This is a genomic window from Streptomyces sp. NPDC055013 (genome assembly GCF_053608645.1).
Genome location: NZ_JBSGVW010000024.1, coordinates 1 through 26,029, shown reverse-complemented (window position 1 = coordinate 26,029; position 26,029 = coordinate 1). Strand labels below are relative to the sequence as shown.

Here is a 26,029-nt window from a genome sequence, read left to right as displayed (position 1 = left end):
CGACGGACGGGGGCCCCGGCCGCGATGAGTTATCCGCCGCCGCCCGGTCTACCGATCGTGGATGCCATGACACCCGCTGTACTCGTGCTGGCCGGCCCCGTCACCCGGGATGAGGTGGCAGGGCTGTGCGACGACGTGCGGGCCCGGCTGGAGGCCGGCAGAGCGGGCGTCGTGGTGTGCGATGTCGGAGGGCTCGGACCACCCGGACTGGGCACCGTCGACCTGCTGGCACGGCTCCAGCTCGCCGCCCGGCGGGCCGGGGGCCGGATACGGCTGCGCGACCCCGACCCCGCGCTACACGCCCTCCTCGACCTGGTCGGCCTCCGCTTCGAGGTGGAGCGGGAGCCCGAACAACGGGAACCAGCGCTTGGTGTCGAGGAAGCAGTGGAACCCGGTGATCCGGCCGTCTGAGACCTCCAGCACCTGCACCGCCCACGGGGTGAAGCCGCCCGCCTCCGGGTCCGGCTTGTACTGGGCGAAGCCCGGCAGCCCGTTGACCTGGACCGGCAGCAGACGCGAGCCCGCGCAGGGGGCGCCGAGCGTCGTCATGAAGCCCGTGATGTCCTTGACGCCGGTCAGCCACAGGTCGAACGGCGGCATCGTCATGATGGCGTCCTCATGCAGCAGCGCCGTGAGCGCCGTCATGTCGTAGCCCTCGAAGGCCGCGACATACCGGTCCAGGAGCTTTTGCTGCTCCTCGTCCAGCGGATCGGAGACGACTGCCTCACCGCCCGGCTGATGCTGCTCGGCGAGCGTGGCGCGCGCCCGCTGCAACGCGCTGTTGACCGAGGCGACCGTCGTGTCGAGCAGCTCGGCGACCTCGCTCGCCTTCCAGGCCAGCACCTCGCGCAGGATCAGCACCGCCCGCTGCTTGGCGGGCAACTGCTGCAGGGCGGCCATGAAGGCGAGCCGCACCGTCTCCTTGGCGACCGCGGCCTCGGCCGGGTCCTCGGTGCTGGGCAGCACGCGGTTGTCCGGCATCGGCTCCAGCCAGGTGTTGTCCGGGCGGGGCGAGAGCGCCGCCTGCGCGAGCGGGGTCGACTCCGTGAGGTCCATGGGCCTGGCCCGCTTGTTGCCGGCCGTCAGCATGTCCAGGCACACGTTCGTCGCGATGCGGTACAGCCACGACCGGAGACTGGAGCGCCCCTCGAACTTGTCGTAACTCCGCCAGGCGCGCACCATCGTGTCCTGCACCGCGTCCTCGGCCTCGAATGAGGAGCCGAGCATGCGGTAGCAGTACCCGGTCAGTTCGACGCGGTGTTTCTCCAGCCTGACGTCGAGGTCCGTTGTCGTAGTCGCCGTGCCGTCGCTCATCGTCCACCCACCCCTGTGGCCGTATCCCGAAGTGCGCCTCATCGCGCCCAACACCTCGGAAGCTACCGCAGCCCACTGACAATGGCCCCCGGAGCGAACAAAGCGGCAGCTCGGAAGGGGTGGACGACACGCCGCTGGGGCGCACCCGGTGTCCATGGGCGCGCCCCAGCGGCGTGGTGCGGGGATGCGGCTCAGGCGAGCGGCAGGCCGTTCAGGGGCAGGCCCTGGGCGGGCAGGGTCTGAGCCACCGGCAGACCGCCGAGCAGCCCGGCCGGGCCCGCCGCCAGCGCCTGCTCGGCAGCCGGCTGGGCGGCGGCCAGACCGGCGCCGAGCGCCTCCTGACCCTGGGCCAGCCCCGCACCGCCCTGGGCGAGACCCGCACCGGCGGCGGGCGCCGCCTGGGAGAGGTTCTCGGCCGGGAGCGTCCTGGTGACGGTGTCCAGCGCCGAACCGGCGGCGTCCGGGGTGACCGGCGCGGCGTTCGCGGCACCCGCACCGGCGGCGGCGAAGGCGGCACCGAGAGCGGCGACACCGAGGGTCTTGGCAGCAGACTGCTTCATGAAGGTAGGTCCTCGAAATTCGTTACGGGGTTTGTGAGCGGTTCTCGACCGTAAACACGCCCCGCACGCCACCGCAAACATCGAAATGCGGACGGATTGTGAATGGCGTCCGCATTCCGTGTGCGTGGAGAACTGCCGGTCAGTCCTCCTCGTCCTCAGAACCGCTGGTAGAGCTGGTCTGACGGAACAGCCATTCGGACTTGAGTTCGGCATATCCGGGCTTGATCACGTCATTGATCATCGCGAGTCGTTCATCGAAAGGAATGAACGATGATTTCATCGCATTGACGGAGAACCACTGCATGTCATCGAGCGTGTAACCGAATGCCTCGACAAGATGCTCGAATTCGCGGCTCATGCTGGTGTGGGACATCAGGCGGTTGTCGGTGTTCACAGTGGCGCGGAAGTGCAGGCGCCGCAGCAGACCGATGGGGTGCGCGGCGTAGGAGTCGGCCGCGCCCGTCTGGAGGTTGGAGCTGGGGCACAGCTCCAGCGGGATGCGCTTGTCCCGGACGTACGAGGCGAGCCGGCCGAGCTTCACGGAGCCGTCGGACTGCACCTGGATGTCGTCGATGATGCGCACCCCGTGCCCCAGCCGGTCGGCGCCGCACCACTGCAGGGCCTGCCAGATGGACGGCAGGCCGAAGGCCTCGCCCGCGTGGATGGTGAAGTGGTTGTTCTCGCGCTTGAGGTACTCGAAGGCGTCGAGATGCCGGGTGGGCGGGTGGCCGGCCTCGGCGCCCGCGATGTCGAAGCCGACGACGCCCAGATCGCGGTAGCGGTTGGCCAGTTCCGCGATCTCCAGCGCGCGGGCGGCGTGCCGCATGGCGGTGAGCAGCGCGCCCACGCGGATGCGGTGGCCGTTCTCCCGGGCGATCCGCTCGCCCTCCCGGAAGCCGTCGTTCACGGCCTCGACGACCTCTTCGAGGCTGAGTCCGCCCTCGAGGTGCTGTTCGGGCGCGTACCGCACCTCGGCGTAGACGACCCCGTCCTCGGCGAGGTCCTCCGCGCACTCGCGCGCGACCCGGACAAGGGCGTCGCGGGTCTGCATCACCGCGACGGTGTGGGAGAAGGTCTCCAGGTACCGCTCCAGGGAGCCGGAGTCGGCGGCCTCGTGGAACCACACCCCGAGCTTGTCGGGGTCGGTCTCGGGGAGCTGGGGGTAGCCCGTCTCGCGGGCGAGCTCGACGATCGTGCCGGGACGGAGCCCGCCGTCGAGGTGGTCGTGCAGCAGAACCTTCGGCGCCCGGCGGATCTGGTCCGAGCTCGGGGTGTTCGCCTTCGGGGCAGTCTCGCTCGTCATTTTCGCACTCTAACGCCTACGCGCGTAGATGGCTCCTCCATCGCTGATTTCCCCGCCGCCGTCGCGTATTTCTCCCCTGGTGTACGAATCCGTCGGGTGTACGAATCCGTCGATACGTAACGGTGACCCCAAGGACGGGTGGCGTACACCCGCGCTTCTGACACTGTTCTGTCATGGCACAGCAAGTGACGCCGGTGCGCAGGGTCCGGCTGGGCAAGGCGATCGGGCCGGAGCTGACGGCCGTGAGCGGAGTGGTGCTCCTGCTTCCCGGAGGTGACGAGGTCTCACATCGCAAGCCGTCGACGTTGTTGGCGACCTCCTACGTGCGCACCCTCGGGCGTCGGCTGGCGCGGGCGGGTCGTGAGGAGGGTCTGGCCGCGCATGTCGTCCGCTACCGCTTTCGCGGGTGGAACGGCAGTGACGCGAACCTCGTGAGCGACGCGTTGTGGGCCGCCGACGAGGTCGTACGGCGCTACGGCGACGTCCCCGTGTGCCTCGCCGGGATCGACATGGGCGCGCGGGCGGCGGTGCGGGCGGGTGGCCACGAGGCCGTCAACTCCGTGCTGGCCATAGCTCCTTGGCTGCCGGAGGAGGACGTGGCGGCGTCACCCGAACCGGTGAAGCAGCTCGGGGGACGGCGGGTGATGTTCGTGCACGGCACCAACGACGAGCGAACCGATCCCGAGCTGTCGTTCCGGCTGGCGGAGCGGGCGAAGAAGGCGAACCGGGATGTGTGCCGGTTCGAAGTGCACTCCGATCGGCACGGGTTGCAGCAGCATCGGGATGAAGTCCTCGCGTTGGCCGAGGACTTTGTCATGGGGGTGCTGTTCGGGAGGTCGTTCTCGCGGCCTGTCGCCGATGCGTTCGCGGCTCCGCCTCCCCTGGGGTTGCGGATGCCGTTGGCTGCCGGGTTCGGGAAGTCGTTGCGGCGCTAGCGCCGTTGGGGCGTCGGCTCGTTGGCGGATGCGGCATCGTCGTGGCTTGTCGCGCAGTTCCCCGCGCCCCTTGGGGCGTTGCCCTTCACGTGGGCAACAAGTTGCCCCTTCTCGACAGGAGGAACCTCTTGAAGGCTGCCACCGGGGGCGTGTCCGGGCGGTCGGCCATCCAGGCGACGCCGATCTCGCGAGCTGCGCGCGGCGATGTGACCGTCAGTTCCATGACCCCTGGGCGAGGCACGGCCGGCGGTGGCAGCAGTGCGACTCCGAGGCCCGCCGCCACCAGACCCCTCAGCGTCTCCGCCTCCTCGCCCTCGAAGGCGACGCGGGGTCTGAAGCCCGCCTCCTTGCACAGGTCGTCGGTGATGCGGCGCAGGCCGTAGCCCGGTTCCAGGGTTACGAAGATCTCGTCGGCCGCCTCCGCCAGGCGGATGCGCTTGCGGCCGGCCAGGCGGTGGTCGGCGGGGACGACCAGGCGGAGTTTTTGTTCGTCCAGGCGGCGGGCGACCAGGTCGGGGGCGTCCGGGACGGGGGAGGTGAGGCAGAGGTCGAGCTCGCCGGCCCGGAGTCTTTCGAGCATGGCCTCGCCGTAGTTCTGGACCAGGCTGAAGCGGACGCGGGGATGGTCGGCGCGGAAGGCGTGGATGAGGCCGGGGACCGTTTCGGCGCCCATGGTGTGCAGGAAGCCGAACGCGACCTTGCCGGTGGCCGGGTCGGCGTCCGCGCGGACCTCGTCGGCGGCGCGCCGGATCTCGGCGAGGGCACGTTCGGCCGAGGCGAGGAAGGTGCGGCCGGCGGGGGTGAGGGAGACCGTACGGCCGTGGCGGGCGAACAGGTCGACCCCCAGGTCCTGTTCCAGGCGGACCATGGCACGCGAGAGCGTGGACTGCGGGACCTGCATCTCCTGGGCGGCCCGTGTGACGTGCTCGGTGCGGGCCACGCCGGCGAAGTAGGCGAGGCGGGGGGCGAGCAACATCGTCATGTCTTCTGTGTCACTGGATGGTGACAGTCGAGGCTGTGAACTGTACTGATGCTCCATGGGAACGATTATGGCGAATCCATGCATTGGACGGATGAGTGGGGGCGTACGTAGCTTCGAGGCATGTCTCCCGCCAGTACCGGGGCGTCCACCATCGTGGGCGCCGCACCCGCAGTCCCTGTCGTCGACTCCCGAATGGCCCCGGGCGGCCCCGGCTACCGCCGGATGAGCTTCGCCCTCTTCCTCGCCGGTGTCGCGACCTTCGCGCTCCTCTACTCCACACAGGCCCTGCTGCCGCTGATCTCCGGAGAGTTCGGGGTGGCGGCGAGCGAGGCGAGCTGGACGGTGGCGGCGGCGACGGGCGGTCTGGCGCTGTTCGTGCTGCCCATGAGCGCGCTGTCGGAGCGGTTCGGACGACGTACGGTCATGACGGCGTCGCTGGCGGTCGCGGTGGCGGTCGGGCTGCTGGTCCCCTTCGCGCCGAACCTGACGTCCCTGGTCGTGCTGCGGGCGGTCCAGGGCGCGGCGCTGGCCGGTCTGCCCGCGTCGGCGACCGCGTATCTGGCCGAGGAGGTCCGGCCGAAGGCCCTGGTCACGGCCATCGGACTGTTCGTCGCGGGCAACAGCGTCGGCGGGATGAGCGGCCGTGTGATCACCGGCTGGGTCGCGCAGGAATGGGGCTGGCGGATCGCGGTCGGCGTGATCGGCGTGCTCGCGGTGGCGTGCGCGGTGGCCTTCCGGCTGCTGCTCCCGGCGCCGCGCCACTTCAAGCCGGGCTCGCTGCGTCCCCGCGTCCTCGCCCGCGCGGTCCGCGATCACCTCGCCAACCCGCTGCTGTGCCGTCTGTACGCGATCGGCGCCCTGTTCATGACCGTCTTCGGCGGCGTGTACACCGTTGTCGGCTACCGCCTCACGGAGGCGCCTTTCTCGCTGCCCCAGGGCATCATCGGCTCGATCTTCCTCGTGTACCTGGTCGGCACGGTGTCCGCGTCCACGGCGGGACGGCTGGTGAGCCGCCTGGGCCGCCGAGGCGCGCTGTACGCGGCCGGCGCCACGACGGCGGCGGGCCTGCTGCTGTCCCTGGCGGGCTCGCTCCCGCTGGTCCTCCTCGGCCTGGTGCTCATCACGGGCGGCTTCTTCGCGGGCCACGCGGCCGCCTCCTCGGCGGTCAGCAAGACGGCCACCCACGGCCGCGCCCAGGCCTCGGCGCTCTACCAGTCCGCCTACTACATCGGCTCCAGCGCGGGCAGCACGGTAGGCGCGGTGGCCTTCCACGCGGGCGGCTGGGCCGGCACGGTCGGAGTCGGCCTGCTGGCGGTGCTCGGCGTCGTGACGATCACGGTGTTCGGAACACGCGCGGCACGGCTGGAACAGCGGCGACTGGCCACGGCGGCCTGAGGCGGGAGCGGGCAGTAGGTCGTCACTCGTGAGTTCCGCCCGCTGTGGCAGCAAGCAGGTGCGCCCCGCCGGACATCGGCGGGGCGCACCTGTTTCTGTGGTTACCAGGCCTCGCGCGTCTTGGTCGCCTTGTCGTCCGAGGGGAGCAGGATCCAGAGGGCTATGTAGAGCAGGAACTGCGGGCCGGGGAGCAGGCAGGAGACCAGGAAGATCACGCGCATCGTCGTCGCGGAGGTGCCGAAGCGCCGTGCCAGCGCGGCGCACACTCCGCCGATCATGCGGCCGTTGGTGGGTCGGGCGAGCGCGGTCATGGTGCGGCTCCTTCGCGAGCGTCGGTCGGAGGCCTCCTTGTGGTGCCTCCCGAGGGCTTCCCTCATCTGACATCCACGCTACGGCGACGAACCGGGCAAAGCGTCACTCTATGGAGCTATCCCGACCCTGGGAATCGTCGGGGTCCGACCCTGAGAGGGCTCCTCCTGGGGGACGGTTGCCCGGTCTGTGCGCTCGGACCTGCGGCGGACCCAGGCGCGGGCCGCGGGTACGACCGCCGCGTGCGCCAGGGCCACGCCCACGGTGTTCAGCAGCAGGGAGTCGACGTCGACGATCTGGCCGGGTACGCCGGTCTGCAACAGCTCGATGCCCAGCGAGATCAGGGCGCCGGCGCCGACCGCCCGGACCAGCGAGCCCAACGGGGAGGCGTTGATCCTGCCGTGTGCCATCGGGATCAGCACGCCCAGCGGTGCGAGGAGGGCGAGTCCCTCGGCGATGTGCCGGGCGCCTTCCTGCCAGCCCAGCGCCAGATCGGCTCTGATCCCGGCGAACGGCCGCAGGTTGGGCGGCATCACCCAGGGGACGTCCAGGGGGCGCAGCGTGAGCCAGGCGACGAACGCGAGGTGCGCGACCAGGAGAACACCCCCCGTCGCACGGATGCGGATCGCGGCGCTGCCGCCGATGGAGCCTTGACGCTGCACGCCCCCCTAGACGCGCCCCCCGGCAGGATCGGTTCCGGGAGAGGGCTTACGGCGGTGAGGCGTCCGCCACACGGGCCTCCCGCGGCGGGTACGCGCCTATGCCTGCGGCTGCCTCCGGCGGTTGGGCCGGGATGCCTGCGGCGGCCTGTGGCTGGTGGGTGGGGGTTCGCGTAGCGCCTGACGGTGGGTTGTGGGTCGGGGACGTGCCGGGGGGTGTCCGTCCTCGGACCGGCGGTTGGGGTTGGGGTTGGGGTTGGGCAGGGTGGTTTTCGTTTCTTGACGCCGGCCACTGCGGGCGGACACCCCCCCCGGCACGTCCCCTTCGCGCCGTACGCGGGTACTGCGCCGCGGGGCTTTCGCCGTCAGCTGTCTGTGATCTCCGTTGACGGGGGCTCGTTGCTGCCGGGGCGGGTGCGGACCTCGTCCGTGCACTCGTAGCGGCGCAGGGGCTCGGTGCCCGGGCCGCCCAGGATCACCGAGCCGTCGCCCTCGGCCGCCGTCGAGTCCGAGAACGTGCAGACGATCTGGGCGAGGGCGTACGAGGTGAGGTCGTTGGGCGGTGTGCTCAGGCGCAGGGTCTCGTCGGGGTCGCCGGGGTGCGGGCCGCTCACGGCCATGGCGCCGCGTACGTCGGTGGTGTAGCCGGCCTCCTTCTCGGCGGCCGACGGCGTTGCCTCCAACTCGTCGAGCAGCCCCTGCGCCACCAGTACGCGCCGCGCCGAGTCCGCCGTACCGTCCGTCACCCGCACGGTTCGGTCCACGGCCACCAGCTGTGACCCGCACAGCAGGAAGACCTGCACCGGAAGCCCGCGCGTGGCCTGCGTCGACACGTTCGGCTCGGAGAGTGAGCAGTGCACCCGTGAGGGAGCGGGGCCGAAGTTGGTGGGTACCTCCGTGGAACGGATGCCGCACCCGGTCAGCAGCGCGGCCGTCGCTGCGGAGAGGGCCAGGAGGCTGCCTACGCGCGCGTGCCGGCCTGAGGCGGCCGGCAGCCCGGGTACGCCTACGTCTGCCTTGCCTCCGGTGCCCGCCTGGCCGCGTACCTTCATCAGGCGTCCCCCTTCTCCGGCCCGTCGGAGCCCTTGCCGTCGGTCTCGTCGGCGTCCGTCTGCTCCGCCAGTTTCGATGCGTCCCGGGGGAGGCGCAGGGTGAACACCGCGCCGCCGTCGGGGGAGTTGGCGGCGGTGATCTCGCCGCCGTGGATGTGGGCGTTCTCCAGGGCGATGGAGAGGCCGAGGCCGCTGCCCTCGGAGCGGGGGCGGGAGGCGCTGGCCTTGTAGAAGCGGTCGAAGACGTGCGGGAGGACGTCCTCGGGGATGCCGGGGCCGTGGTCCCGTACGGCGATCAGGATCGAGTCGTCCGCCTCCTGGACCGCGACCCGGACCGGCGAGCCGCCGTGCTTGAGCGCGTTGCCGATGAGGTTGGCCAGGATGACGTCCAGGCGGCGCGGGTCCAGGCGGGCCATGATGCCGCGCTCGGCGTCCAGGTCGACCGCGTCCAGCCAGGCGCGGGCGTCGATGCAGGCCGTGATCTGGTCGGCGAGGTCGACCTGGTCGAGGACCAGGCGGGCCGTGCCCGCGTCGAAGCGGGTGACCTCCATGAGGTTCTCGACGAGGTCGTTCAGGCGGCGGGTCTCGCTGACGACCAGGCGTACGGCCGGTTCGATCATCGGGTCCATGGAGCCGGTCTCCATCTCCAGCTCCTCCTCCAGCACCTCCGTCACGGCGGTGATCGCGGTGAGGGGGGTGCGGAGTTCGTGGGACATGTCGGCCACGAAGCGGCGGGACGCCTCGTCCCGGCCGGCCATGTCGGCGACCCGTTTCTCCAGCGCCTCGGCGGCCTTGTTGAACGTCCGGGAGAGATCGGCCAGTTCGTCCGTGCCGGAGACGCGCAGGCGGGTGTCCAGCTTGCCCTCGCCGAGCCGGCGGGCGGCGACGCCGAGGCGTTGGACCGGCTTCAGTACGGTCGTGGCGGCGGCCTGCGCGAGCAGCGCGGAGCCGATCAGCGCGAGGCCGGTGGCGATGCCCAGCGACCAGGCGAGGGAGTTGAGGTCCTTGGCCTCCGGCTCCAGGGACTTGAGCATGTAGCCGGTCGGGCCGCCGCCGATCACCTTCGTGCCGGCGACCAGGTAGGGGGTGTCGTCGGCGACGGTCCGCTGCCAGTACAGGTGGTACTCGGCCTTGTTGGAGGAGTCGACCTGCTGCTTCTCGTTCACCGCCGTGCGCAGCGACTGGGGCACGTCCGCGAGCGTGAAGCCGTCCAGGCCGCCGGAGTTGCCGTACGCGGGCTTGCCGTCGGCGCCCTGGGCGACGAGCAGCACGCTGAAGCGCTGACTGCTGTTGGCCATCTGCCCGGCGGTGTGCTGCAGTTCGTCCTGCGTCGGCTCCTCGGGCAGCAGGCCCGCGCGGTTCTGCATCTCCTGCTCGAAGTCGCGCAGCACCGCGTCCTGGGTGCGGGTGAGCACCGCCTCGCGGTTGAGCCAGTAGGCGATCCCGGACGCGGAGACGGCGGCCGTGAGCGCCACGAGGCCGAAGACGACGACCAGGCGCAGGCGCAGGCTGGTGAAACGCAGCCTCGACCACACTCCCTTGCGAGCCGCGACCCAGCCGCGGAATCCCCCCTGTACGTCTGTCACTGAGGCGCGTCCAGGCGGTAGCCGACTCCGCGGACGGTACGGATGAGCGTGGGGGACGACGGGACGTCCTCGACCTTGGCGCGCAGGCGCTGGACGCAGGCGTCCACGAGGCGGGAGTCGCCCAGGTAGTCGTGCTCCCAGACCAGGCGCAGCAGCTGCTGGCGGGACAGGGCCTGGCCCGGCCGGCGGCTCAGTTCGAGCAGCAGGCGCAGCTCGGTCGGGGTGAGCTGGAGGTCCTCGCCGTTCTTGGTGACGGTCATGGCCGCGCGGTCGATGACGAGGCTGCCGTAGGTCGCGGCGTCGTTCGACTCCCGCTCCCCGCGCCGCAGCACGGCACGGATGCGGGCGTCCAGGACCCGCCCCTGCACGGGTTTGACGATGTAGTCGTCCGCGCCGGACTCCAGTCCGACCACGATGTCGATGTCGTCGTTGCGCGCGGTCAGCAGGATGATCGGCAGCTGGTCGGTGCGCCGGATGCGTCGGCACACCTCGAAGCCGTCGATACCGGGCAGCATCACGTCCAGCACGATCAGGTCCGGCCGCTGCTCACGCAGCAGTTTCAGACCGTCCTCGCCGGTGGCAGCGGTGGCCACACGGTGTCCCTGGCGAGTCAGTGAGAGCTCCAGGGCCGTACGGATGGCGTCGTCGTCCTCGATCAGCAACAGGGAAGGCACGGGGGTCATTCTGGCCCATGCGGGGGCGGTCTTTCGACTCCTGTACGAGCAGTAGGGATACGTGCGCGTAGCGCTGTTGCCTGTGCTCGCGCTGTGCCGGTGCTGGGAACGGGCTCGGACACAGGCCCCTGTGACACGTCTGTGACAGTCGGCGGACACGTCCATGAAGGTGCCCCGGCAAGCTTTTCGGCACAGGCAGGGCAGCAGGACGCAACACAGCAAGCAGCACCAAGCAGAACACCGGAAGTCCACGACGGGGGGCGCGAGATGAACACGCTGCACGGCACCAGCACCAGCGCAGTGATCACGCGTCTGCACGACGTGAACGGGGGCCGGGGTTCCGAGAAGTCCGGTGCCGTGAGCGGGCGGGGGTGCGCTCGCGGCACCGGGCGTCAGCACACCGCGTTCATGACGGTGGTTGACGGTTTCACGGGGGAAACGCACGGGGGAGCCGCGTACAGGGAGGACTCGGGGGAGCGTCGTCGCTCGCTGTCGGAGGCGGAGTTCACCGCCTACGTCCAGGAGCGCCGCGCCTCCCTGTACGCAACCGCCTACCACCTGACCGGTGACCGCTTCGAGGCCGAGGACCTGCTCCAGAGCGCGCTGTTCTCGACCTACAAGGCGTGGGACCGGATCAGCGACAAGGCCGCCGTCGGGGGTTATCTGCGGCGGACGATGACCAACCTGCACATCAGCGCGTGGCGCCGCCGCAAGCTGAACGAGTACCCGACCGAGGAGCTGCCGGAGACGCCCGGCGACACGGACGCGATGCGCGGCACCGAACTGCGCGCGGTCCTGTGGCAGGCGCTCGCCCGGCTGCCCGAACTCCAGCGCACGATGCTGGTCCTTCGTTACTACGAGGGCCGCACCGACCCGGAGATCGCGGACATCCTCGACATCAGTGTCGGCACGGTGAAGTCCAGCATCTGGCGGTCGCTCCGCCGGCTGCGCGAGGACGAGGTCCTCAGCTTCGGCCGTGACGAGGAAGACGCCTTCGGGGAGCTTGTCGCCTGAAGGTCCGGGGGGACCGTACCGGGGGGAATGCAACGGGGGAACGGTAGGTAGTGGGGGGACCCACGGGGGTCGGGGGACCCACGGGGGACCAACGGGGGAAACACGGGGGAGTGCTCCCACGGGGGATTCGGGGGAGCACGACGAGAGCGGGGCTGGAGGGCCGGGGGGTCCGTCCAGTCCCGTTTTCGTGTGCGCTCAGCGTGCCTTCATGAGGATCGCTCCGGCGGGAGTGTCACCGACGGCGATGGCGACGGCCGGATGCGTCCCCTCGACCGCGTATGCGGTGATCCGCTGCTCGCCGATGGCGTCCGGGGGATCGTTCGGGGTGTCGTCGCACGCCGGGATCGTGGCGGTGCCCAGCTTCTTACCGACGGTGAAGTCGGTGTTCGCGACGTTCAGGTAGGAGCGGTTCGCGTACGTCACCACGTACGCGCAGGACGCCTCGGCCGCACCGCCCGCACCGCCCGCCTCCGTGCAGCCCACGGCCGCGGTGACGAGCAGGGCAGCCATGAGCAGGCGACGGCCGGGCTGGAGGGCGGCGAACATCGGGATTCCTCTCCGCGGGGACCTTTTTCCGGTCCTACGACGGAGAGGGCGCCGCTTTCGTTCAGGTGGCGGGCGTCGCCGGAGCGGCCGCCGGGCAGCGGCCCGCCGCGGCTGCGGTGAGCCGGCCGAGGGCCTCGTCGCGGTCGCAGGCGTGGGCGCCCAGGGACGTCTGGTGGGCGACGATCGAGCGTTCCAGGCGCATCAGGCGCCAGCCGCGGCGCAGCAGGAACGGGACCGACTTGCGGCCCTCTCGCAGGTCGCGGACGAAGCGGCGGCGGAACGTCTTCACGGGGCCGCGGCTCAGGCACAACGCGTCCGCGAGGAGGCCGAGCTCCCGGCAGCGGGTGACGATCTCGGCCGCGAAGATGCCCTCCGCGATGAAGAGGGGGGTGCGGCCGATGTCGACGGTCTCCTCGCCGGTGCGGACGCTGAGGGAGATGTCGTAGAGGGGCACGTTCGTACGGCCCGTGCGGCACAGTTCCGCGATCGCCGCGACGGCCGTGTCGGCGTCCCACGAGTCGGGGTGGTCCCAGTCGATGTCGGAGCTCCCGGGGACCTGCGGCAGGGTCGGGTCGTCAGCCTCTTTGTAGAAGTCGTCGAGGCGCAGCACCGGAAGACCGGAGTGGGCGGCGAGAAGGGACTTGCCGGAGCCGGAAGGGCCGCAGAGCAGCACGACTCGCGTCGGTATGGGCGGATGGGAACTCACGGGACACCAGTGTGAGGCATCGCAGGGCCCGTGTACGACCCGGAGTACCGCAATTGAAGCGCGCGTCACACCTCACAGCCCTCTCACGTTCACCTGACAACTCTTCGCAGCGGCAGCACGGCAGAGAGCCGCGCCTCCCCCGGACGGAGGGGAGGCGCGGCTCTCCGGTCTCGGCGGCCGTCGCGCCGGTGATCAGTACGACGAGCCGGACGCGCCCAGCGAACCGGTCGGGTGCCAGACCGTCTTGGTCTCCAGGAACGCGGTCATGCGATCGATGCCGGGGGCGGCGGCCCAGTCGTCCACAGGCTGTGGACGCAGGACGCGCTTGAGGTTGTCGGCCGCGGCGATCTCCAGTTCCTTCGCCAACACGTCGTCGGCGCCGGCCAGGTCGATCGCGTTGACGTCCTGGTGCGCGGCCAGCGGCGTCGCGATCTCCGCCGTACGGCCCGACAGCACGTTGACGACGCCGCCCGGCAGGTCGGACGTGGCCAGCACCTCACCCAGGGAGAGGGCGGGGAGCGGGGACTTCTCGGACGCCACCACGATCGCCGTGTTGCCCGTCGCGATCACCGGGGCCAGCACCGAGACGAGGCCCAGGAAGGAGGACTCCTGCGGGGCCAGGACGGCCACCACGCCGGTCGGCTCGGGGGAGGAGATGTTGAAGAACGGGCCCGCGACCGGGTTTCCGCCGCCGACCACCTGGGCGATCTTGTCCGTCCAGCCCGCGTACCAGACCCACCGGTCGATCGCCGCGTCGACCTGAGCCGCCGCCTTCGACTTCGACAGGCCCTCGGCGTCGGCGACTTCACGGACGTACTGCTCGCGGCGGCCCTCCAGCATCTCCGCGATGCGGTAGAGGATCTGGCCGCGGTTGTACGCCGTCGCGCCGGACCAGCCGCCGAACGCCTTGCGCGCGGCGACCACGGCGTCACGGGCGTCCTTGCGGGACGACAGCGGGACGTTCGCCAGCCAGTTGTCCTTGGAGTCCGTCACCTCGTACACCCGGCCGCTCTCGGAACGCGGGAACTTCCCGCCGACGTACAGCTTGTAGGTCTTGAAGACGGAGAGTCGCTCGGCGCGCTCGGTCTTGTCGTTCTTCTCAGACATCGAGGTACGCCTCCAGGCCGTGGCGGCCGCCCTCGCGGCCGAAGCCCGACTCCTTGTAGCCGCCGAACGGCGAGGTCGGGTCGAACTTGTTGAACGTGTTGGACCAGATGACGCCCGCGCGGAGCTTGTTCGCGACGGCGAGAATCCGCGACCCCTTCTCCGTCCAGATGCCCGCCGACAGGCCGTACGCGCTGTTGTTGGCCTTGGCGACGGCCTCGTCCGGCGTGCGGAAGGTGAGGACCGACAGGACCGGGCCGAAGATCTCGTCGCGGGCGATCCGGTGCGCCTGGGTGACGTTCGTGAAGAGCGTGGGCGCGAACCAGTAGCCGCTCTCGGGGAGTTCGCAGGCCGGTGACCAGCGCTCGGCGCCCTCCGCCTCGCCCTGCTCGACGAGCGAGGTGATGCGGGTCAGCTGCTCCTCGGAGTTGATCGCGCCGATGTCGGTGTTCTTGTCGAGGGGGTCGCCGAGGCGGAGCGTGGAGAGGCGACGCTTCAGCGACTCCAGCAGCTCTTCCTGGATCGACTCCTGGACCAGCAGACGGCTGCCGGCGCAGCAGACCTGCCCCTGGTTGAAGAAGATGCCGTTGACGATCCCCTCCACCGCCTGGTCGATCGGGGCGTCGTCGAAGACGATGTTGGCGCCCTTGCCGCCCAGCTCCAGGGTGACCTTCTTGCGGGTACCGGCGACGGTCCGCGCGATCTCCTTGCCGACCGCCGTCGATCCCGTGAAGGCGACCTTGTTGACGTCCGGGTGCGCGACGAGCGCGGCGCCGCTGTCGCCGTAGCCGGGAAGGATGTTGACGACGCCCTTGGGCAGGCCCGCCTGGCGGCAGATGTCCGCGAAGAACAGGGCGGAGAGCGGGGTGGTCTCGGCCGGCTTCAGCACGACCGTGTTGCCGGTCGCCAGCGCCGGAGCGATCTTCCACGCCAGCATCAGCAGCGGGAAGTTCCAGGGGATGACCTGGCCGGCCACACCGAGGGGCCGCGGGCTCGCGCCGTAACCGGCGTGCTCCAGCTTGTCGGCCCAGCCCGCGTAGTAGAAGAAGTGCGCGGCGACCAGGGGAAGGTCGGCGTCGCGGGTCTCCTTGATCGGCTTGCCGTTGTCCAGCGTCTCCAGCACGGCCAGCTCACGGCTGCGCTCCTGGATGATCCGGGCGATACGGAACAGGTACTTCGCGCGCTCGGAGCCGGGCAGCGACGACCACTTCACGAAGGCCTTGCGGGCGGCCTTCACGGCGCGGTCCACGTCCGCCTCGCCGGCCTGGGCGATCTCGGCGAGGACCTCCTCGGAGGACGGGGAGACGGTCTTGAAGACCTTGCCGTCCGCCGCCTCCACGAACTCGCCGTCGATGAACAGGCCGTACGACGGCGCGATGTCGACGATCGAGCGGGACTCGGGGGCCGGTGCGTATTCGAATACCGATGCCATGGTGATCAGTCCACCGTCACGTAGTCGGGGCCGGAGTAGCGGCCGGTGGCCAGCTTCTGACGCTGCATCAGCAGATCGTTCAGGAGCGAGGAGGCGCCGAAGCGGAACCAGTGGTTGTCCAGCCAGTCCTCGCCGGCGGTCTCGTTGACCAGGACGAGGAACTTGACGGCGTCCTTGGTCGTCCTGATCCCGCCGGCCGGCTTCACACCCACCTGGATGCCGGTCTGGGCGCGAAAGTCGCGCACCGCTTCCAGCATAAGCAGGGTGTTCGCGGGGGTGGCGTTGACGGCGACCTTGCCGGTGGACGTCTTGATGAAGTCGGCGCCCGCCAGCATGCCGAGCCAGCTCGCGCGCCGGATGTTGTCGTACGTCGACAGCTCGCCGGTCTCGAAGATGACCTTGAGGCGGGCGGATGTTCCGCAGGCCTCCTTCACGGCGACGATCTCGTCGTACACCTTCATGTAGTTCCCCGCGAGGAACGCCCCGCGGTCGATGACCATGTCGATCTCGTCCGCACCGGCGGCTACGGCGTCCCGGACGTCCGCCAGCTTCACGCCGAGGGCGGCGCGGCCGGCCGGGAAGGCGGTGGCGACCGAGGCGACCTTGACCGAGGAGCCGGCGACGGCCTCCTTGGCGGTGGCCACCATGTCGGGATAGACGCAGACGGCCGCGGTCGCCGGGGTCGTCCGGTCACTCGGGTCGGGGTGGACCGCCTTGGCGCCGAGCGCCCGGACCTTGCCCGGGGTGTCCGCGCCTTCCAGCGTCGTCAGGTCGACCATCGAGATGGCGAGGTCGATGGCGTACGCCTTGGCGGTCGTCTTGATGGAACGGGTACCGAGGGACGCGGCGCGCGCCTCCAGGCCGACCGCGTCGACGCCGGGCAGCCCGTGAAGGAAGCGGCGCAGCGTCGCGTCGGACGCGGTGACGTCCGTGAGGGTGTGCGCTGCGGTGGATGCATTGGTGGGCATGGTCACCAGACGAGCATATCTACGCGCGTAGCGGCTGTACACCCCGAGGGAAAGGGATCTGTTCCTGCAGCGGTGGAACGGATCTCCACAACGCCGGGCAGCCGGCCGACCTGAGGGGCGCGGGGAACTGCGCGACCAGCGACCGACAACCCGCACCCGCCCACGAACCCCATCCCCCACGGCGATGAGGCACCCCGCCAAGCCGCCGGCGGGCATACGGCAGAATCGGCCTCATGACGACCCCGGAACCCCAGCCCCCCACCCCGGCCCCCGTGTCGAAGGACCGCGTCTACCGCTCGCCCATGGGCATGATCGGCGGCGCCGCGCTGCTCGGAATCGCCCTCTGGCTGGGCATCGACGCACTGGTCCGGGGCGAGGGCCGCACCCAGTGGGTGGCGCTCGCGGCGCTGATCCTGATCGTGCCGCTGGTGTCCGCGTTCACGCTGAGGCCCGCCGTCCACGCCAACGAGGACCGGCTGCGTATCCGCAACCCGCTGCGCGTGATCGTGCTGCCGTGGGGACAGGTCGCCGCACTGCGGTCCAGCTACTCGAACGAGGTCGTCGACAAGTCCGGCGCCAAGTTCCAGCTCTGGGCGGTGCCGGTCTCGCTGCGGGCCCGCAAGAAGGCGGCACGGCGTTCGGCCCGGGCTGCGGCGGAGCGGAGCGCTGCCTCGCGGGGTGAGCGGAGCGGCCGCGCCGGCGGAGGGATGGGGTTCGGCGGGCTCGGGTTCGGGGCGCCCCGAGGGGATGTCGACATGGACGGCCCGGCGCGTGCCGAGACCGACAAGGTCATGGACGACCTGCGCGAACTGCTGGAGCAGCGGGAAAAGCTGGAGTCCTCGCAGGGTGAGGTCACCGTACGGTGGGCCTACGAGGTGGCGGGGCCGGTCCTCGCCGGGGCTGTTCTGTTGGTGATCCTGCTGGCGACGGCCTGACGGGCCTGCTCCGAGCGGTGGCCTGATCCGAGCAGTGGCAGGGGTGCCCGACCCGCCGTGAACCGCCCCGCGTCGGGGCTCAGGGGGCGCCCGGATACACGAGTGCCATGTACGCACCGCAGTAGGCCGAGCCGACGACTGCCGCCGCGAGGACCAGCATGCGGTGGCGGCGGGAGGCGCGGGACAGATGCAGGGCGAGGGGGAGCAGCAGGGGGAAGGCGGGCAGGAGGAAGCGGGCGCGGGGGAAGTAGACGCCGCCGCTGCCCAGCACGATCGCCAGCAGTACGGCCGTGAAGACCAGCAGCGGCACCGGCTGCCGGTCCCACACCGACAGCCCGAACAGCACCACCGACGCGATCAGCGTGAGCGTCACGACCACCAGGAACAGCTCGGGCATCCGGTCGTACACCAGCAGCTGCCGCATCACACGCAGGGTCTCGCGGCCACCGTCCAGCTCGTTGCGCCACAGCCGCTGCACGGCGAAGTACCCGTCCCAGCGGCCCACCCGCAGGCCCACCCAGCCCACGTATCCGCACCAGCCGAGCGGCGCGATCGCGGCGGCCGCGAGGGTACGCGGACGGAAGCGGCGGCGCAGCGCGAGCAGGGCCGCCACCGTGACCGCGGCCGCCACGGCGATGCCGGTCGGACGGGTCAGGCCTGCCGCCGCGGCGAGAGCGGCCGCGGTGAGGAGGCGGCCGGTGAGCACGGCGTACAGCGACCAGGCCGCGAGCGCCGTGAACAGGGACTCCGTGTAGCCCATCCACTGCACCAGCCCGACCGGCAGCGCGGCCCACAGGACGGTGAGGAGGACGCCGACCCGGCGCCCGTGCAGCCGGTCCCCGACCGCGAACACGCCCCACGCGGCGACGAGGGAGGCGACGACGGCGAGGGCTAGACCGGTACTGGCGGGGGAGCCCGGCGTGACCGCCGCGACCGCTTTCACCAGCACCGGGTAGAGCGGAAAGAAGGCCAGGTTGTTGGCGCTGTACGCGGTGCCGAGCTCGTGCGCGTAGCCGTGGTCGGCGATCCCGAGGTACCAGTCGGCGTCCCACTGCGTCGCCAGGATCGGCCAGACACCGTGCCGCTGCCGGTGCGCCCAGACGGTGAGCAGCAGCAGGCCCGTGCCGCGTACGGCGAGGTAGGCGAGGAGGGCGGGGGCCGCGTACCGCAGGGCGTGCAGGGGTGCGGGGCGCCTGCGTGGGAACGGGGAGCCGGACCGGGCTTCGCCGTCGCGGGCCGTGGTCGCTCGGGGGGTCGGCCGGACGGTCGTGGACACGGCGGCGGCTCCAGGCAACTCGGTGACGCGCTTGCCCGTCCACCGTTGCCGGTGCGCCGGGGCCGGGCGTGGAGCCCGGGTCAACCACCACCAGGAAATCGCCCGAAGGGGTGCCTCCGAATGGGGGCACCCCTTCGCGAACGACCAGAACTTCGCGTACCCGTACGGTTCAGATGCCGGCCGCCGCCGACAGATCCCGCTTGATCGTCGCGAGCAGCTCGGCAGCCTCGGCGCGGGCGGCCGGGAGGTCGGCGTGGGCCGCGACCGGGACGACGACCTCCAGGTAGCACTTCAGCTTGGGCTCGGTCCCGCTGGGACGGACGATGACGCGGGCGCCCTCGAGCGTGTAGCGCAGACCGTCGGTGGGAGGGAGGGTGTCCGTGCCCTGGGTGAGGTCCTCGGCGCGGGTGATGGCCAGCCCGGCGAGCTCGGTCGGCGGCTGCTCGCGCAGCTGCCGCATGGCATCGGCGATGACCGACAGGTCCTGGACGCGCACCGAGAGCTGGTCGGTGGCGTGCAGGCCGTGGGTCACGGCGAGGTCGTCGAGGAGGTCGAGGAGCGTGCGGCCCTCGGCCTTCAGGACGGACGCGAGCTCGGTGATCAGCAGCGCGGCGGTGATGCCGTCCTTGTCGCGTACGCCCTCGGGGTCGACGCAGTAGCCGAGGGCCTCCTCGTAGCCGTAGCGCAGACCGTCGACGCGGGCGATCCACTTGAAGCCGGTGAGGGTCTCCTCGTACGGCAGCCCCGCCTTCTCGGCGATACGGCCGAGGAGGGAGGAGGAGACGATGGACTCCGCGAAGGTCCCGCGTGCTCCCCGGCTGACCAGGTGGGCGGCGAGCAGCGCGCCCACCTCATCGCCGCGGAGCATCCGCCACTCGTCCCCGCTCTCCCCGTCCGGCACGGCCACGGCGCAGCGGTCGGCGTCCGGGTCGTTGGCGATGACGAGGTCGGGGGCCGTCTCGCGGGCCTTCTCGAAGGCCAGGTCCATCGCGCCGGGCTCTTCCGGGTTGGGGAAGGCGACGGTGGGGAAGTCCGGGTCGGGCTCGGCCTGCTCGGCGACGAGGGCGGGGGCGGGGAAGCCGGCGCGCTCGAAGGCGGCGAGGAGGACGTCCTTGCCGACACCGTGCATCGCCGTGTAGACGGTGCGGGCGATGCGCGGGGAGTCGGGGGACAGGACCGCGTCCGTGCGGGCGAGGTAGGCGTCCAGGACGCTGTCGTCCAGGGTCTCCCAACCCTGGGTGGGGCGGGGGACGACGGTGAGGGACGGCACCGCGGCGATCTCCTGCGCGATGTCGATGTCCGCGGGCGGGACGATCTGGGAGCCGTCGCCGAGATAGACCTTGTAGCCGTTGTCGCGCGGCGGGTTGTGGCTCGCGGTGACCTCGACTCCGGCGACCGCCCCGAGGTGCCTTATCGCGTACGCGAGGACCGGCGTGGGGAGCGGGCGGGGCAGGACGGCGGCGCGCAGGCCCGCGCCCGTCATCACGGCGGCCGTGTCCCGGGCGAAGTCCTCCGACTTGTGGCGGGCGTCGTAGCCGATGACGACGAGGCCGTTCTCATGGCCCTGCTTCTTGAGGTACGCGGCGAGGCCGGCCGCGGCGCGGATGACGACCGTGCGGTTCATGCGCATCGGGCCGGCGCCGAGTTCGCCTCGCAGGCCCGCTGTGCCGAACTGGAGGGTGCCGCTGAAGCGGGCGGCGAGTTCCTCGACGTCCGCGGCCTCGATGAGCTTGGCGAGCTCGTCGCGGGTCTCCGGGTCCGGATCCTCGGCGAGCCACGCCTGGGCCCGGGCGATGAGATCGTCGTGCACGTCGGTCAACCTCTCGTTCTGGTGGTGGGGAGGGAGCTGAGGGTGGTGGGGATGGGCTTCGCCCCGGCCGCCCCTACCCGCCCCGTACCTGGGGCTGCCGCCCCCAGACCCCCGCTGTCGGCCTGAACGGCCTCGTCCTCAAACGCCGGACGGGCTGAAGACCGCGGACGGGACGGGCAGGGGCGGCGGGGGCGAAGAAAACCGCCTTACAGACGCCCCAGCACCTGCGCCAGCAGCGACCCCATCTGCGTGGCCGAGTCCCGCCCGGCCTGCAGAACCTCCTCGTGGTTCAGCGGCTCACCCGTCATCCCCGCGGCGAGGTTCGTCACCAGCGAGATCCCCAGCACCTCGGCCCCCGCCTCACGCGCTGCGATCGCTTCCAGCACCGTCGACATACCCACCAGGTCCGCCCCGATGACCCGGGCCATCCGGATCTCCGCCGGCGTCTCGTAGTGCGGCCCGGGGAACTGGGCGTAGACGCCCTCCTCCAGCGACGGGTCGATCTCCTTGCACAGGGCCCGCAGCCGCGGCGAGTACAGGTCCGTGAGGTCGACGAAGTTCGCGCCGATGATCGGGGACGTCGCCGTGAGGTTGATGTGGTCGCTGATCAGGACCGGCTGCCCGGGACGCATGCCCTCACGCAGACCGCCACAGCCGTTGGTGAGCACGATCGTCTTGCAGCCGGCGGCCACCGCGGTGCGCACCCCGTGCGAGACGGCGGCCACCCCACGGCCCTCGTAGTAGTGGGTGCGGCCCAGGAAGACCAGCGCACGCTTGTTGCCGATCCGGTACGAGCGGATCTTGCCGCCGTGCCCTTCCACCGCCGGCGGGGGGAATCCCGGCAGCTCGGTGACCTGGAACTCGGCCTCGGGTTCGCCGAGGGCGTCCACGGCCGGAGCCCAGCCGGAGCCCATCACGAGGGCGACGTCGTGGGTCTCGGCGCCCGTGAGTTCGCGCAGGCGTGCGGCGGCGGCGTCGGCGGCGGCGTGCGGGTCGCCCTGGATGTCGTCCGGAAGAAGAGATGCGTTCACGCGACTGAGGGTAGCCGGTTTGGGCCTACGCGCGTAGATGACAGAGCTCACGGGATGGCGATCGTTGTCTTGTCGTTTCCAACGAAGAGCGCGCCCGGAAGCGGCACGCTCACTCCTCGGGAATGAGGACGTCCTTGTCGTTGAAGACCTCGACGATGAAGATCAACAGGCGGCCGCGACTGACCGTGTACTCCACGAGGACGTTCTGTGTGAGCCGGATCGTACGGTCGTCGCCCGTGGAGCTTATGGGCCGTGACACCGAGAGGAACGGGTCGCGGGCCAGCAGCGCGATGCCTTTGTCGAACGCGTTGCGCTGCCTGTCGTCGAGCCGGTCACGGGCCTCGGCGGCCTGCACCGTGTAGTAGACGTCATACGTGGTGGGGGCCATGAGTTCTCCCGATGATGGGCCGATTCCCCCAGTTTAGAAGCCGCCCTGCGTCAGCACGGGCGCTTCCGCAGCTCCATCACGTAATCGTGTGGCGCGCCGGCCGACTCAGCCGCGTCCGCGACCTCGCCGAGGTACCGCGCCGACGGCAGCCCGCCCTCGTACGCGTTCAGCACGTACACCCACGCCGACTCCTCGCCCTCCAGCGTGTGCACGCGCACCCGCAGCCGGCGGTATATGCCGAGCCCGACGCCCTCCCAGCGGTCCAGGGAGTCCTCGTCCATCGGGGCGACGTCGTACAGCGCGACGAAGACCTGTTCGCCGGGTTCCTCGACGAGTGTGGCCAGCGCGCCGTCCCAGCCGAGCTGCTCGCCCCCGAACGTCAGTCGCCACCCGTTCAGCCAGCCGGTGGCGCGCAGCGGCGAGTGCGGGGCGCGGCGCGTCATCAGCCGCGCGTCGAGATTGCCGGCGTACGCGGCGTAGAGCGACATGGGGAGAGGGTACGGCAGGTGAATCGTGTGCCCCTCCCGTAACGGTGGTGTCTCGGGCGGGCCCCCAGGCAGTACCACGGTGATGCGTGCGGGACAATGGAGTACGTGACTCGGATCGTGATCATCGGTGGCGGACCCGGCGGATACGAGGCGGCCCTGGTGGCCGCCCAGCTCGGCGCGGAGGTGACCGTCGTCGACTGCGACGGTCTGGGCGGGGCGTCGGTGCTCACCGACTGCGTGCCGTCGAAGACCCTTATCGCCACGGCCGAGGTGATGACCACCTTCGATTCCTCGTACGAGGAGCTGGGAATCATCGTCGCCGACGACACCCCGCACATCGACACGCCCGCGCGCGTCGTCGGCGTGGACCTGGGCAAGGTCAACCGGCGTGTCAAGCGGCTCGCGCTCGCGCAGTCCCACGACATCACCGCCTCCGTCACGCGCGCCGGCGCCCGGGTCCTGCGCGGCCGCGGCCGGCTGGAGGGCATGCAGGGCCTCGACGGCTCGCGCAAGGTCGTCGTCCGTGCCGCCGACGGCACCGAGGAGACCCTCACCGCGGACGCCGTCCTCATCGCCACCGGCGGTCACCCGCGCGAGCTGCCCGACGCCCAGCCCGACGGCGAGCGCATCCTGAACTGGACCCAGGTCTACGACCTCGGCGAGCTGCCCGAGGAACTCATCGTGGTCGGTTCCGGTGTCACCGGCGCCGAGTTCGCCGGCGCCTACCAGGCGCTCGGATCGCGGGTCACCCTCGTGTCGTCCCGGGACCGCGTGCTGCCGGGTGAGGACCCGGACGCCGCCGCCGTCCTGGAGGACGTCTTCCGGCGCCGCGGCATGAACGTCATGGCGCGCTCGCGTGCCGCAGCCGCCAAGCGGGTCGGCGACCGGGTCGAGGTCACCCTCGCCGACGGCCGCGTCATCAGCGGCAGCCACTGCCTCATGGCCGTCGGTGCCATCCCGAACTCCGAGGGCATGGGCCTGGAGGAGGCCGGCGTCAAGCTGCGCGAGTCCGGGCACATCTGGACCGACAAGGTGTCCAGGACGACGGCCCCCGGCGTGTACGCGGCCGGTGACGTCACCGGAGTCTTCGCCCTCGCGTCGGTCGCGGCGATGCAGGGACGTATCGCCATGTACCACTTCCTCGGCGACGCGGTGGCCCCGCTGAACCTGAAGACGGTCTCCTCCAACGTCTTCACCGACCCCGAGATCGCCACCGTCGGCTACACCCAGGCGGACGTCGACGGGGGCAAGATCGACGCCCGGGTCGTCAAGCTCCCCCTCCTGCGCAACCCGCGCGCGAAGATGCAGGGCATCCGGGACGGCTTCGTCAAGATCTTCTGCCGGCCGGGCACGGGCATCGTGGTCGGCGGTGTGGTCGTGTCGCCACGCGCCTCGGAACTGATCCATCCGATCTCGATCGCGGTCGACAACAATCTGACGGTCGAACAGATCGCGAACGCCTTCACCGTGTACCCCTCCCTTTCGGGCTCGATCGCCGAGGTGGCACGGCAGCTCCACACGCGGAAGTCCGGCGGCGAACTCTGACGGCCGGAAGTGACTCCCTGCTGGTCACAGGGAGTTGTCGAGCATGCGTACGGCATAGGCGGCGGGACTAGGTCCTATACCACTCCTTGCCCTTGCGTGCGAACAACTTCTGTTATTCGGCGCAAACTGCTGAAACCAGACGGTCGTTGGGGTTACTGTCAGTTTCGTGTTCGCTGCAGAACGTCGCCAATTGATCCTCGAAATGGTGCGAGCGAACGGGGCCGTGTCGCTCCGTGAGCTCGCCCGCGTCGTCCAGACCTCCGAAGTGACCGTACGGCGGGACGTGCGCGCACTGGAGGCAGAAGGACTCCTCGACCGCCGGCACGGCGGTGCGGTATTGCCGGGCGGGTTCACGCGGGAGTCCGGCTTTCCGCAGAAGTCACATCTCGCGACCGCCGAGAAGACGGCCATCGCCGACCTCGCCGCGAATTTCGTGGAAGAGGGCGAGGCAATCGTCGTCGGGGCGGGGACCACCACACAGGAGCTGGCCCGCCGGCTCGCCCGGGTGCCCGGACTGACCGTCGTCACCAACTCCCTGCTGGTGGCGCAGGCGTTGGCCCATGCCAACCGGGTCGAGGTCGTGATGACCGGCGGGACGCTCCGCGGGTCGAACTACGCGCTGGTGGGCAGCGGTGCCGAGCAGTCCCTGCAGGGGCTGCGGGTGTCGCGGGCCTTCCTCTCCGGGAGCGGCCTGACCGCCGAGCGCGGTCTGTCCACGTCCAACATGCTCTCGGCCTCCGTCGACCGGGCCCTCGTCCAGGCGGCCGCGGAAGTCGTCGTCCTCGCCGACCACACCAAGCTCGGTACGGACACGATGTTCCAGACGGTGCCCACGGATGTCATCACCCGGCTGGTCACCGACGAGCCGCCGTCCCATGACGACCGTGCCCACACCGAGCTCCAGGCCCTGGCCGATCAGGGGGTGCAGATCGCCGTGGCCGGGGCGACCGGGAGCCCGGGGGGTGACGAGGTCCCGGCGCGGCGGCGTGCCCTGCCGGGGCCGCGGCGGGGTCAGGTGCCGGGCGGTGCCGCGGGGTTGCGGTCGGCCGCTGCGGTGCTGGGGGAGCAGGGGGCGGAGCGGGAACGTGAGCGGGCCCGGGTTGCGGATCTGCGGCGGCGTTAGGTTCGCCTATTCGCCGTAGGGGTTGGTGTAGTTGCGCGAGTGCCGGTTGTGTGTGGCTGGTCGCGCCCACGCGGCGGAGCCGCACATCGACACAGCCCCGCGCCCCTTGGGTCGGCTGCCCTCAGGTGCCTTTCAGGCCGCGCAGCGTCAAGTGCAGCAATCTGTCCGCCAGGTCCGGGTCTCCCGGCGTCTCCTCCGCCGCCAGCGCGATCGCGTGGGTCAGCTGGAGCAGGTCGCTGATCGAGACGTCCGGCCTCACGGCACCCGACTCCTGAGCCCGTGCCAGCAGCGCGCCGCCCGCATCCCTGATCGGGCCGCTGCACTGGGCCAGGGCCGAGGTGTTGTCGTACGAGACGGACATCAGGGACCTGGCCAGGCCGCGGTACTCGCCCGCATGGGTGACCATCTCGCGCAGCCACGTCACCAGGGCCGCGCAGGGCTCCGGAGCGTGCAGGAGTTCGCGGGAGCGGGTCAGCAGGTCGCCGACGGCGTCCTCGAAGACCGCACTCAACAGGGCGTCGCGGTTGGGGAAGTGGCGGTACAGCGTCCCGATCCCGACGCCCGCGCGGCGGGCCACGTCCTCCAGGGACGCGTCCGTGCCGTGGGCGGCGAAGGCGGACCGGGCCTCGGCCAGCAGGCGCTCATGGTTGCGGCGGGCATCAGCGCGCATGACACGCGGCTGGGCCGTCGGCGTCGCCGCCGCGCCTGAGTTCCCCGCACTCGCGCGCGAGGTCGCGCCCACCATGACTCTCACCTGCCCTCTCACGCGCCCTTGGCGTGCCTCCAGGATGCCATCGCGCCCGACTGCAACGCGCGTCGTCGAAGCCCTGGGTGCGCTGCTTGGTGAGTTCCAGGTTGTCGAGGCCGGCGAGTTCGATGACCTTGGCGCCGGAC

General features: G+C 71.0%; 27 protein-coding genes and 1 pseudogene. 7 read left to right on the top strand and 21 right to left on the bottom strand.

Features of this window, described 5'->3' with window-relative positions; all coding sequences use genetic code 11:
* Nucleotides 1-24: 24 nt before the first annotated feature.
* Nucleotides 25-411, top strand: a complete 387-nt coding sequence (locus ACWGDB_RS26445) for an STAS domain-containing protein (protein ID WP_453824684.1) — start codon at nt 25-27, stop codon at nt 409-411.
* Here the strand turns inward: ACWGDB_RS26445 and ACWGDB_RS26440 are convergent.
* The 3 genes from ACWGDB_RS26440 to ACWGDB_RS26430 all read right to left on the bottom strand — a co-directional run bounded on the left by ACWGDB_RS26440 (nt 295) and on the right by ACWGDB_RS26430 (nt 3,177).
* The gene (locus ACWGDB_RS26440) at nt 295-1,314 is read right to left on the bottom strand and encodes a sigma-70 family RNA polymerase sigma factor (RefSeq protein ID WP_453824683.1); all 1,020 of its coding nucleotides are present in this window, start codon (nt 1,312-1,314) and stop codon (nt 295-297) included. The two genes, ACWGDB_RS26445 and ACWGDB_RS26440, sit on opposite strands and share 117 nt — an antisense overlap.
* Before the next feature lie 191 nt (nt 1,315-1,505).
* Entirely contained in the window at nt 1,506-1,874 is a 369-nt protein-coding gene (locus tag ACWGDB_RS26435) for an ATP-binding protein (protein ID WP_453824682.1), read from the bottom strand.
* A gap of 139 nt (nt 1,875-2,013) precedes the next feature.
* Nucleotides 2,014-3,177, bottom strand: a complete 1,164-nt coding sequence (locus ACWGDB_RS26430) for an adenosine deaminase (protein ID WP_453824681.1) — start codon at nt 3,175-3,177, stop codon at nt 2,014-2,016.
* A 173-nt stretch (nt 3,178-3,350) separates the two neighbouring features.
* Between ACWGDB_RS26430 and ACWGDB_RS26425 the strand changes: the two genes are divergently transcribed.
* The gene (locus ACWGDB_RS26425; protein WP_453824680.1) at nt 3,351-4,112 is read left to right on the top strand and encodes an alpha/beta hydrolase; all 762 of its coding nucleotides are present in this window, start codon (nt 3,351-3,353) and stop codon (nt 4,110-4,112) included.
* Nucleotides 4,113-4,197: 85 nt separating this feature from the next.
* Here ACWGDB_RS26425 and ACWGDB_RS26420 read toward each other — a convergent pair whose 3' ends face one another.
* The gene (locus ACWGDB_RS26420; protein ID WP_453824679.1) at nt 4,198-5,151 is read right to left on the bottom strand and encodes a LysR substrate-binding domain-containing protein; all 954 of its coding nucleotides are present in this window, start codon (nt 5,149-5,151) and stop codon (nt 4,198-4,200) included.
* A 63-nt stretch (nt 5,152-5,214) separates the two neighbouring features.
* On the opposite strand from ACWGDB_RS26420, the gene ACWGDB_RS26415 reads away from it, so the two are divergent.
* Complete coding sequence (locus ACWGDB_RS26415; protein ID WP_453824678.1) at nt 5,215-6,489, top strand: MFS transporter; 1,275 nt, start codon at nt 5,215-5,217, stop codon at nt 6,487-6,489.
* Nucleotides 6,490-6,590: 101 nt separating this feature from the next.
* Here ACWGDB_RS26415 and ACWGDB_RS26410 read toward each other — a convergent pair whose 3' ends face one another.
* The 5 genes from ACWGDB_RS26410 to afsQ1 form a co-directional block, all read right to left on the bottom strand.
* On the bottom strand, nt 6,591-6,800 hold the full coding sequence (locus ACWGDB_RS26410) for a PspC domain-containing protein (RefSeq protein WP_453824677.1): 210 nt from the start codon (nt 6,798-6,800) through the stop codon (nt 6,591-6,593).
* Between the two features lie 108 nt (nt 6,801-6,908).
* Entirely contained in the window at nt 6,909-7,460 is a 552-nt protein-coding gene (locus ACWGDB_RS26405; RefSeq protein ID WP_453824676.1) for a VanZ family protein, read from the bottom strand.
* A 362-nt stretch (nt 7,461-7,822) separates the two neighbouring features.
* Nucleotides 7,823-8,509 carry a hypothetical protein gene (locus ACWGDB_RS26400; protein ID WP_453824675.1) on the bottom strand — a complete coding sequence of 229 codons (687 nt, stop codon included), beginning with the start codon at nt 8,507-8,509 and terminating at the stop codon, nt 7,823-7,825.
* Nucleotides 8,509-10,095, bottom strand: coding sequence for an ATP-binding protein (locus ACWGDB_RS26395; RefSeq protein ID WP_453824674.1), 1,587 nt, complete (start codon nt 10,093-10,095; stop codon nt 8,509-8,511). Before ACWGDB_RS26395 ends, ACWGDB_RS26400 begins: the two co-directional genes overlap by 1 nt.
* On the bottom strand, nt 10,092-10,769 hold the full coding sequence (afsQ1, locus tag ACWGDB_RS26390) for a two-component system response regulator AfsQ1 (protein WP_190072356.1): 678 nt from the start codon (nt 10,767-10,769) through the stop codon (nt 10,092-10,094). The genes ACWGDB_RS26395 and afsQ1 overlap by 4 nt, the downstream gene beginning before the upstream one ends.
* A gap of 267 nt (nt 10,770-11,036) precedes the next feature.
* Here afsQ1 and ACWGDB_RS26385 point away from each other — a divergent pair, with 267 nt between their 5' ends.
* Entirely contained in the window at nt 11,037-11,783 is a 747-nt protein-coding gene (locus ACWGDB_RS26385; protein WP_369273049.1) for a SigE family RNA polymerase sigma factor, read from the top strand.
* A 195-nt stretch (nt 11,784-11,978) separates the two neighbouring features.
* Here ACWGDB_RS26385 and ACWGDB_RS26380 read toward each other — a convergent pair whose 3' ends face one another.
* The 5 genes from ACWGDB_RS26380 to deoC all read right to left on the bottom strand — a co-directional run bounded on the left by ACWGDB_RS26380 (nt 11,979) and on the right by deoC (nt 16,539).
* The gene (locus tag ACWGDB_RS26380; protein ID WP_453824673.1) at nt 11,979-12,329 is read right to left on the bottom strand and encodes a DUF6281 family protein; all 351 of its coding nucleotides are present in this window, start codon (nt 12,327-12,329) and stop codon (nt 11,979-11,981) included.
* A gap of 61 nt (nt 12,330-12,390) precedes the next feature.
* Nucleotides 12,391-13,035 carry a uridine kinase family protein gene (locus ACWGDB_RS26375; protein WP_453824672.1) on the bottom strand — a complete coding sequence of 215 codons (645 nt, stop codon included), beginning with the start codon at nt 13,033-13,035 and terminating at the stop codon, nt 12,391-12,393.
* 192 nt (nt 13,036-13,227) lie between these two features.
* Entirely contained in the window at nt 13,228-14,142 is a 915-nt protein-coding gene (locus tag ACWGDB_RS26370) for an aldehyde dehydrogenase family protein (RefSeq protein ID WP_453824671.1), read from the bottom strand.
* Nucleotides 14,135-15,571 carry an aldehyde dehydrogenase family protein gene (locus tag ACWGDB_RS26365; protein WP_453824670.1) on the bottom strand — a complete coding sequence of 479 codons (1,437 nt, stop codon included), beginning with the start codon at nt 15,569-15,571 and terminating at the stop codon, nt 14,135-14,137. The genes ACWGDB_RS26370 and ACWGDB_RS26365 overlap by 8 nt, the downstream gene beginning before the upstream one ends.
* A gap of 5 nt (nt 15,572-15,576) precedes the next feature.
* On the bottom strand, nt 15,577-16,539 hold the full coding sequence (deoC, locus tag ACWGDB_RS26360; RefSeq protein WP_453824778.1) for a deoxyribose-phosphate aldolase: 963 nt from the start codon (nt 16,537-16,539) through the stop codon (nt 15,577-15,579).
* Between the two features lie 233 nt (nt 16,540-16,772).
* On the opposite strand from deoC, the gene ACWGDB_RS26355 reads away from it, so the two are divergent.
* Nucleotides 16,773-17,474 carry a PH domain-containing protein gene (locus ACWGDB_RS26355; protein ID WP_453824669.1) on the top strand — a complete coding sequence of 234 codons (702 nt, stop codon included), beginning with the start codon at nt 16,773-16,775 and terminating at the stop codon, nt 17,472-17,474.
* Nucleotides 17,475-17,553: 79 nt separating this feature from the next.
* Here the strand turns inward: ACWGDB_RS26355 and ACWGDB_RS26350 are convergent, their stop codons facing one another.
* The 5 genes from ACWGDB_RS26350 to ACWGDB_RS26330 form a co-directional block, all read right to left on the bottom strand.
* Complete coding sequence (locus tag ACWGDB_RS26350) at nt 17,554-18,750, bottom strand: hypothetical protein (protein WP_453824668.1); 1,197 nt, start codon at nt 18,748-18,750, stop codon at nt 17,554-17,556.
* 169 nt (nt 18,751-18,919) lie between these two features.
* Nucleotides 18,920-20,560: a phospho-sugar mutase gene (locus tag ACWGDB_RS26345; protein ID WP_453824667.1), complete on the bottom strand. Its 1,641-nt coding sequence runs from the start codon at nt 20,558-20,560 to the stop codon at nt 18,920-18,922.
* Between the two features lie 206 nt (nt 20,561-20,766).
* Nucleotides 20,767-21,591 carry a purine-nucleoside phosphorylase gene (locus tag ACWGDB_RS26340; RefSeq protein WP_389455087.1) on the bottom strand — a complete coding sequence of 275 codons (825 nt, stop codon included), beginning with the start codon at nt 21,589-21,591 and terminating at the stop codon, nt 20,767-20,769.
* Nucleotides 21,592-21,700: 109 nt separating this feature from the next.
* A complete protein-coding gene (locus ACWGDB_RS26335) occupies nt 21,701-21,979 on the bottom strand; it encodes a type II toxin-antitoxin system RelE family toxin (RefSeq protein ID WP_362385170.1) in 279 nt (92 codons plus the stop codon).
* A gap of 50 nt (nt 21,980-22,029) precedes the next feature.
* Nucleotides 22,030-22,467, bottom strand: coding sequence for a gamma-glutamylcyclotransferase (locus tag ACWGDB_RS26330; RefSeq protein WP_328879680.1), 438 nt, complete (start codon nt 22,465-22,467; stop codon nt 22,030-22,032).
* Nucleotides 22,468-22,563: 96 nt separating this feature from the next.
* Between ACWGDB_RS26330 and ACWGDB_RS26325 the strand changes: the two genes are divergently transcribed.
* Both ACWGDB_RS26325 and ACWGDB_RS26320 read left to right on the top strand, forming a co-directional pair.
* Nucleotides 22,564-24,012: an NAD(P)H-quinone dehydrogenase gene (locus ACWGDB_RS26325; protein ID WP_453824666.1), complete on the top strand. Its 1,449-nt coding sequence runs from the start codon at nt 22,564-22,566 to the stop codon at nt 24,010-24,012.
* Nucleotides 24,013-24,178: 166 nt separating this feature from the next.
* Nucleotides 24,179-25,135 (top strand): DeoR/GlpR family DNA-binding transcription regulator, encoded by a 957-nt coding sequence (locus tag ACWGDB_RS26320; RefSeq protein WP_453824665.1) that lies wholly within the window; start codon nt 24,179-24,181, stop codon nt 25,133-25,135.
* A gap of 121 nt (nt 25,136-25,256) precedes the next feature.
* On the opposite strand, the gene ACWGDB_RS26315 is transcribed toward ACWGDB_RS26320, so the two are convergent.
* Entirely contained in the window at nt 25,257-25,805 is a 549-nt protein-coding gene (locus ACWGDB_RS26315; protein WP_453824664.1) for a TetR/AcrR family transcriptional regulator, read from the bottom strand.
* Nucleotides 25,795-26,029, bottom strand: a pseudogene (locus ACWGDB_RS26310) (hypothetical protein); the annotation flags it as partial. The pseudogene ACWGDB_RS26310 and the gene ACWGDB_RS26315, both read right to left, overlap by 11 nt.

Excerpts from the sequence above, each read along its gene's own strand:
- ACWGDB_RS26445 (WP_453824684.1), top strand. The coding sequence starts at position 25 with ATGAGTTATCCGCCGCCGCCCGGTCTACCGATCGTGGATGCCATGACA.
- ACWGDB_RS26440 (WP_453824683.1), bottom strand. The coding sequence starts at position 1,314 with ATGAGCGACGGCACGGCGACTACGACAACGGACCTCGACGTCAGGCTG.
- ACWGDB_RS26435 (WP_453824682.1), bottom strand. The coding sequence starts at position 1,874 with ATGAAGCAGTCTGCTGCCAAGACCCTCGGTGTCGCCGCTCTCGGTGCC.
- ACWGDB_RS26430 (WP_453824681.1), bottom strand. The coding sequence starts at position 3,177 with ATGACGAGCGAGACTGCCCCGAAGGCGAACACCCCGAGCTCGGACCAG.
- ACWGDB_RS26425 (WP_453824680.1), top strand. The coding sequence starts at position 3,351 with ATGGCACAGCAAGTGACGCCGGTGCGCAGGGTCCGGCTGGGCAAGGCG.
- ACWGDB_RS26420 (WP_453824679.1), bottom strand. The coding sequence starts at position 5,151 with ATGGAGCATCAGTACAGTTCACAGCCTCGACTGTCACCATCCAGTGAC.
- ACWGDB_RS26415 (WP_453824678.1), top strand. The coding sequence starts at position 5,215 with ATGTCTCCCGCCAGTACCGGGGCGTCCACCATCGTGGGCGCCGCACCC.
- ACWGDB_RS26410 (WP_453824677.1), bottom strand. The coding sequence starts at position 6,800 with ATGACCGCGCTCGCCCGACCCACCAACGGCCGCATGATCGGCGGAGTG.
- ACWGDB_RS26400 (WP_453824675.1), bottom strand. The coding sequence starts at position 8,509 with ATGAAGGTACGCGGCCAGGCGGGCACCGGAGGCAAGGCAGACGTAGGC.
- ACWGDB_RS26385 (WP_369273049.1), top strand. The coding sequence starts at position 11,037 with ATGAACACGCTGCACGGCACCAGCACCAGCGCAGTGATCACGCGTCTG.
- ACWGDB_RS26380 (WP_453824673.1), bottom strand. The coding sequence starts at position 12,329 with ATGTTCGCCGCCCTCCAGCCCGGCCGTCGCCTGCTCATGGCTGCCCTG.
- ACWGDB_RS26370 (WP_453824671.1), bottom strand. The coding sequence starts at position 14,142 with ATGTCTGAGAAGAACGACAAGACCGAGCGCGCCGAGCGACTCTCCGTC.
- ACWGDB_RS26365 (WP_453824670.1), bottom strand. The coding sequence starts at position 15,571 with ATGGCATCGGTATTCGAATACGCACCGGCCCCCGAGTCCCGCTCGATC.
- deoC (WP_453824778.1), bottom strand. The coding sequence starts at position 16,539 with ATGCCCACCAATGCATCCACCGCAGCGCACACCCTCACGGACGTCACC.
- ACWGDB_RS26355 (WP_453824669.1), top strand. The coding sequence starts at position 16,773 with ATGACGACCCCGGAACCCCAGCCCCCCACCCCGGCCCCCGTGTCGAAG.
- ACWGDB_RS26335 (WP_362385170.1), bottom strand. The coding sequence starts at position 21,979 with ATGGCCCCCACCACGTATGACGTCTACTACACGGTGCAGGCCGCCGAG.
- ACWGDB_RS26330 (WP_328879680.1), bottom strand. The coding sequence starts at position 22,467 with ATGTCGCTCTACGCCGCGTACGCCGGCAATCTCGACGCGCGGCTGATG.
- ACWGDB_RS26325 (WP_453824666.1), top strand. The coding sequence starts at position 22,564 with ATGGAGTACGTGACTCGGATCGTGATCATCGGTGGCGGACCCGGCGGA.
- ACWGDB_RS26315 (WP_453824664.1), bottom strand. The coding sequence starts at position 25,805 with ATGCGCGCTGATGCCCGCCGCAACCATGAGCGCCTGCTGGCCGAGGCC.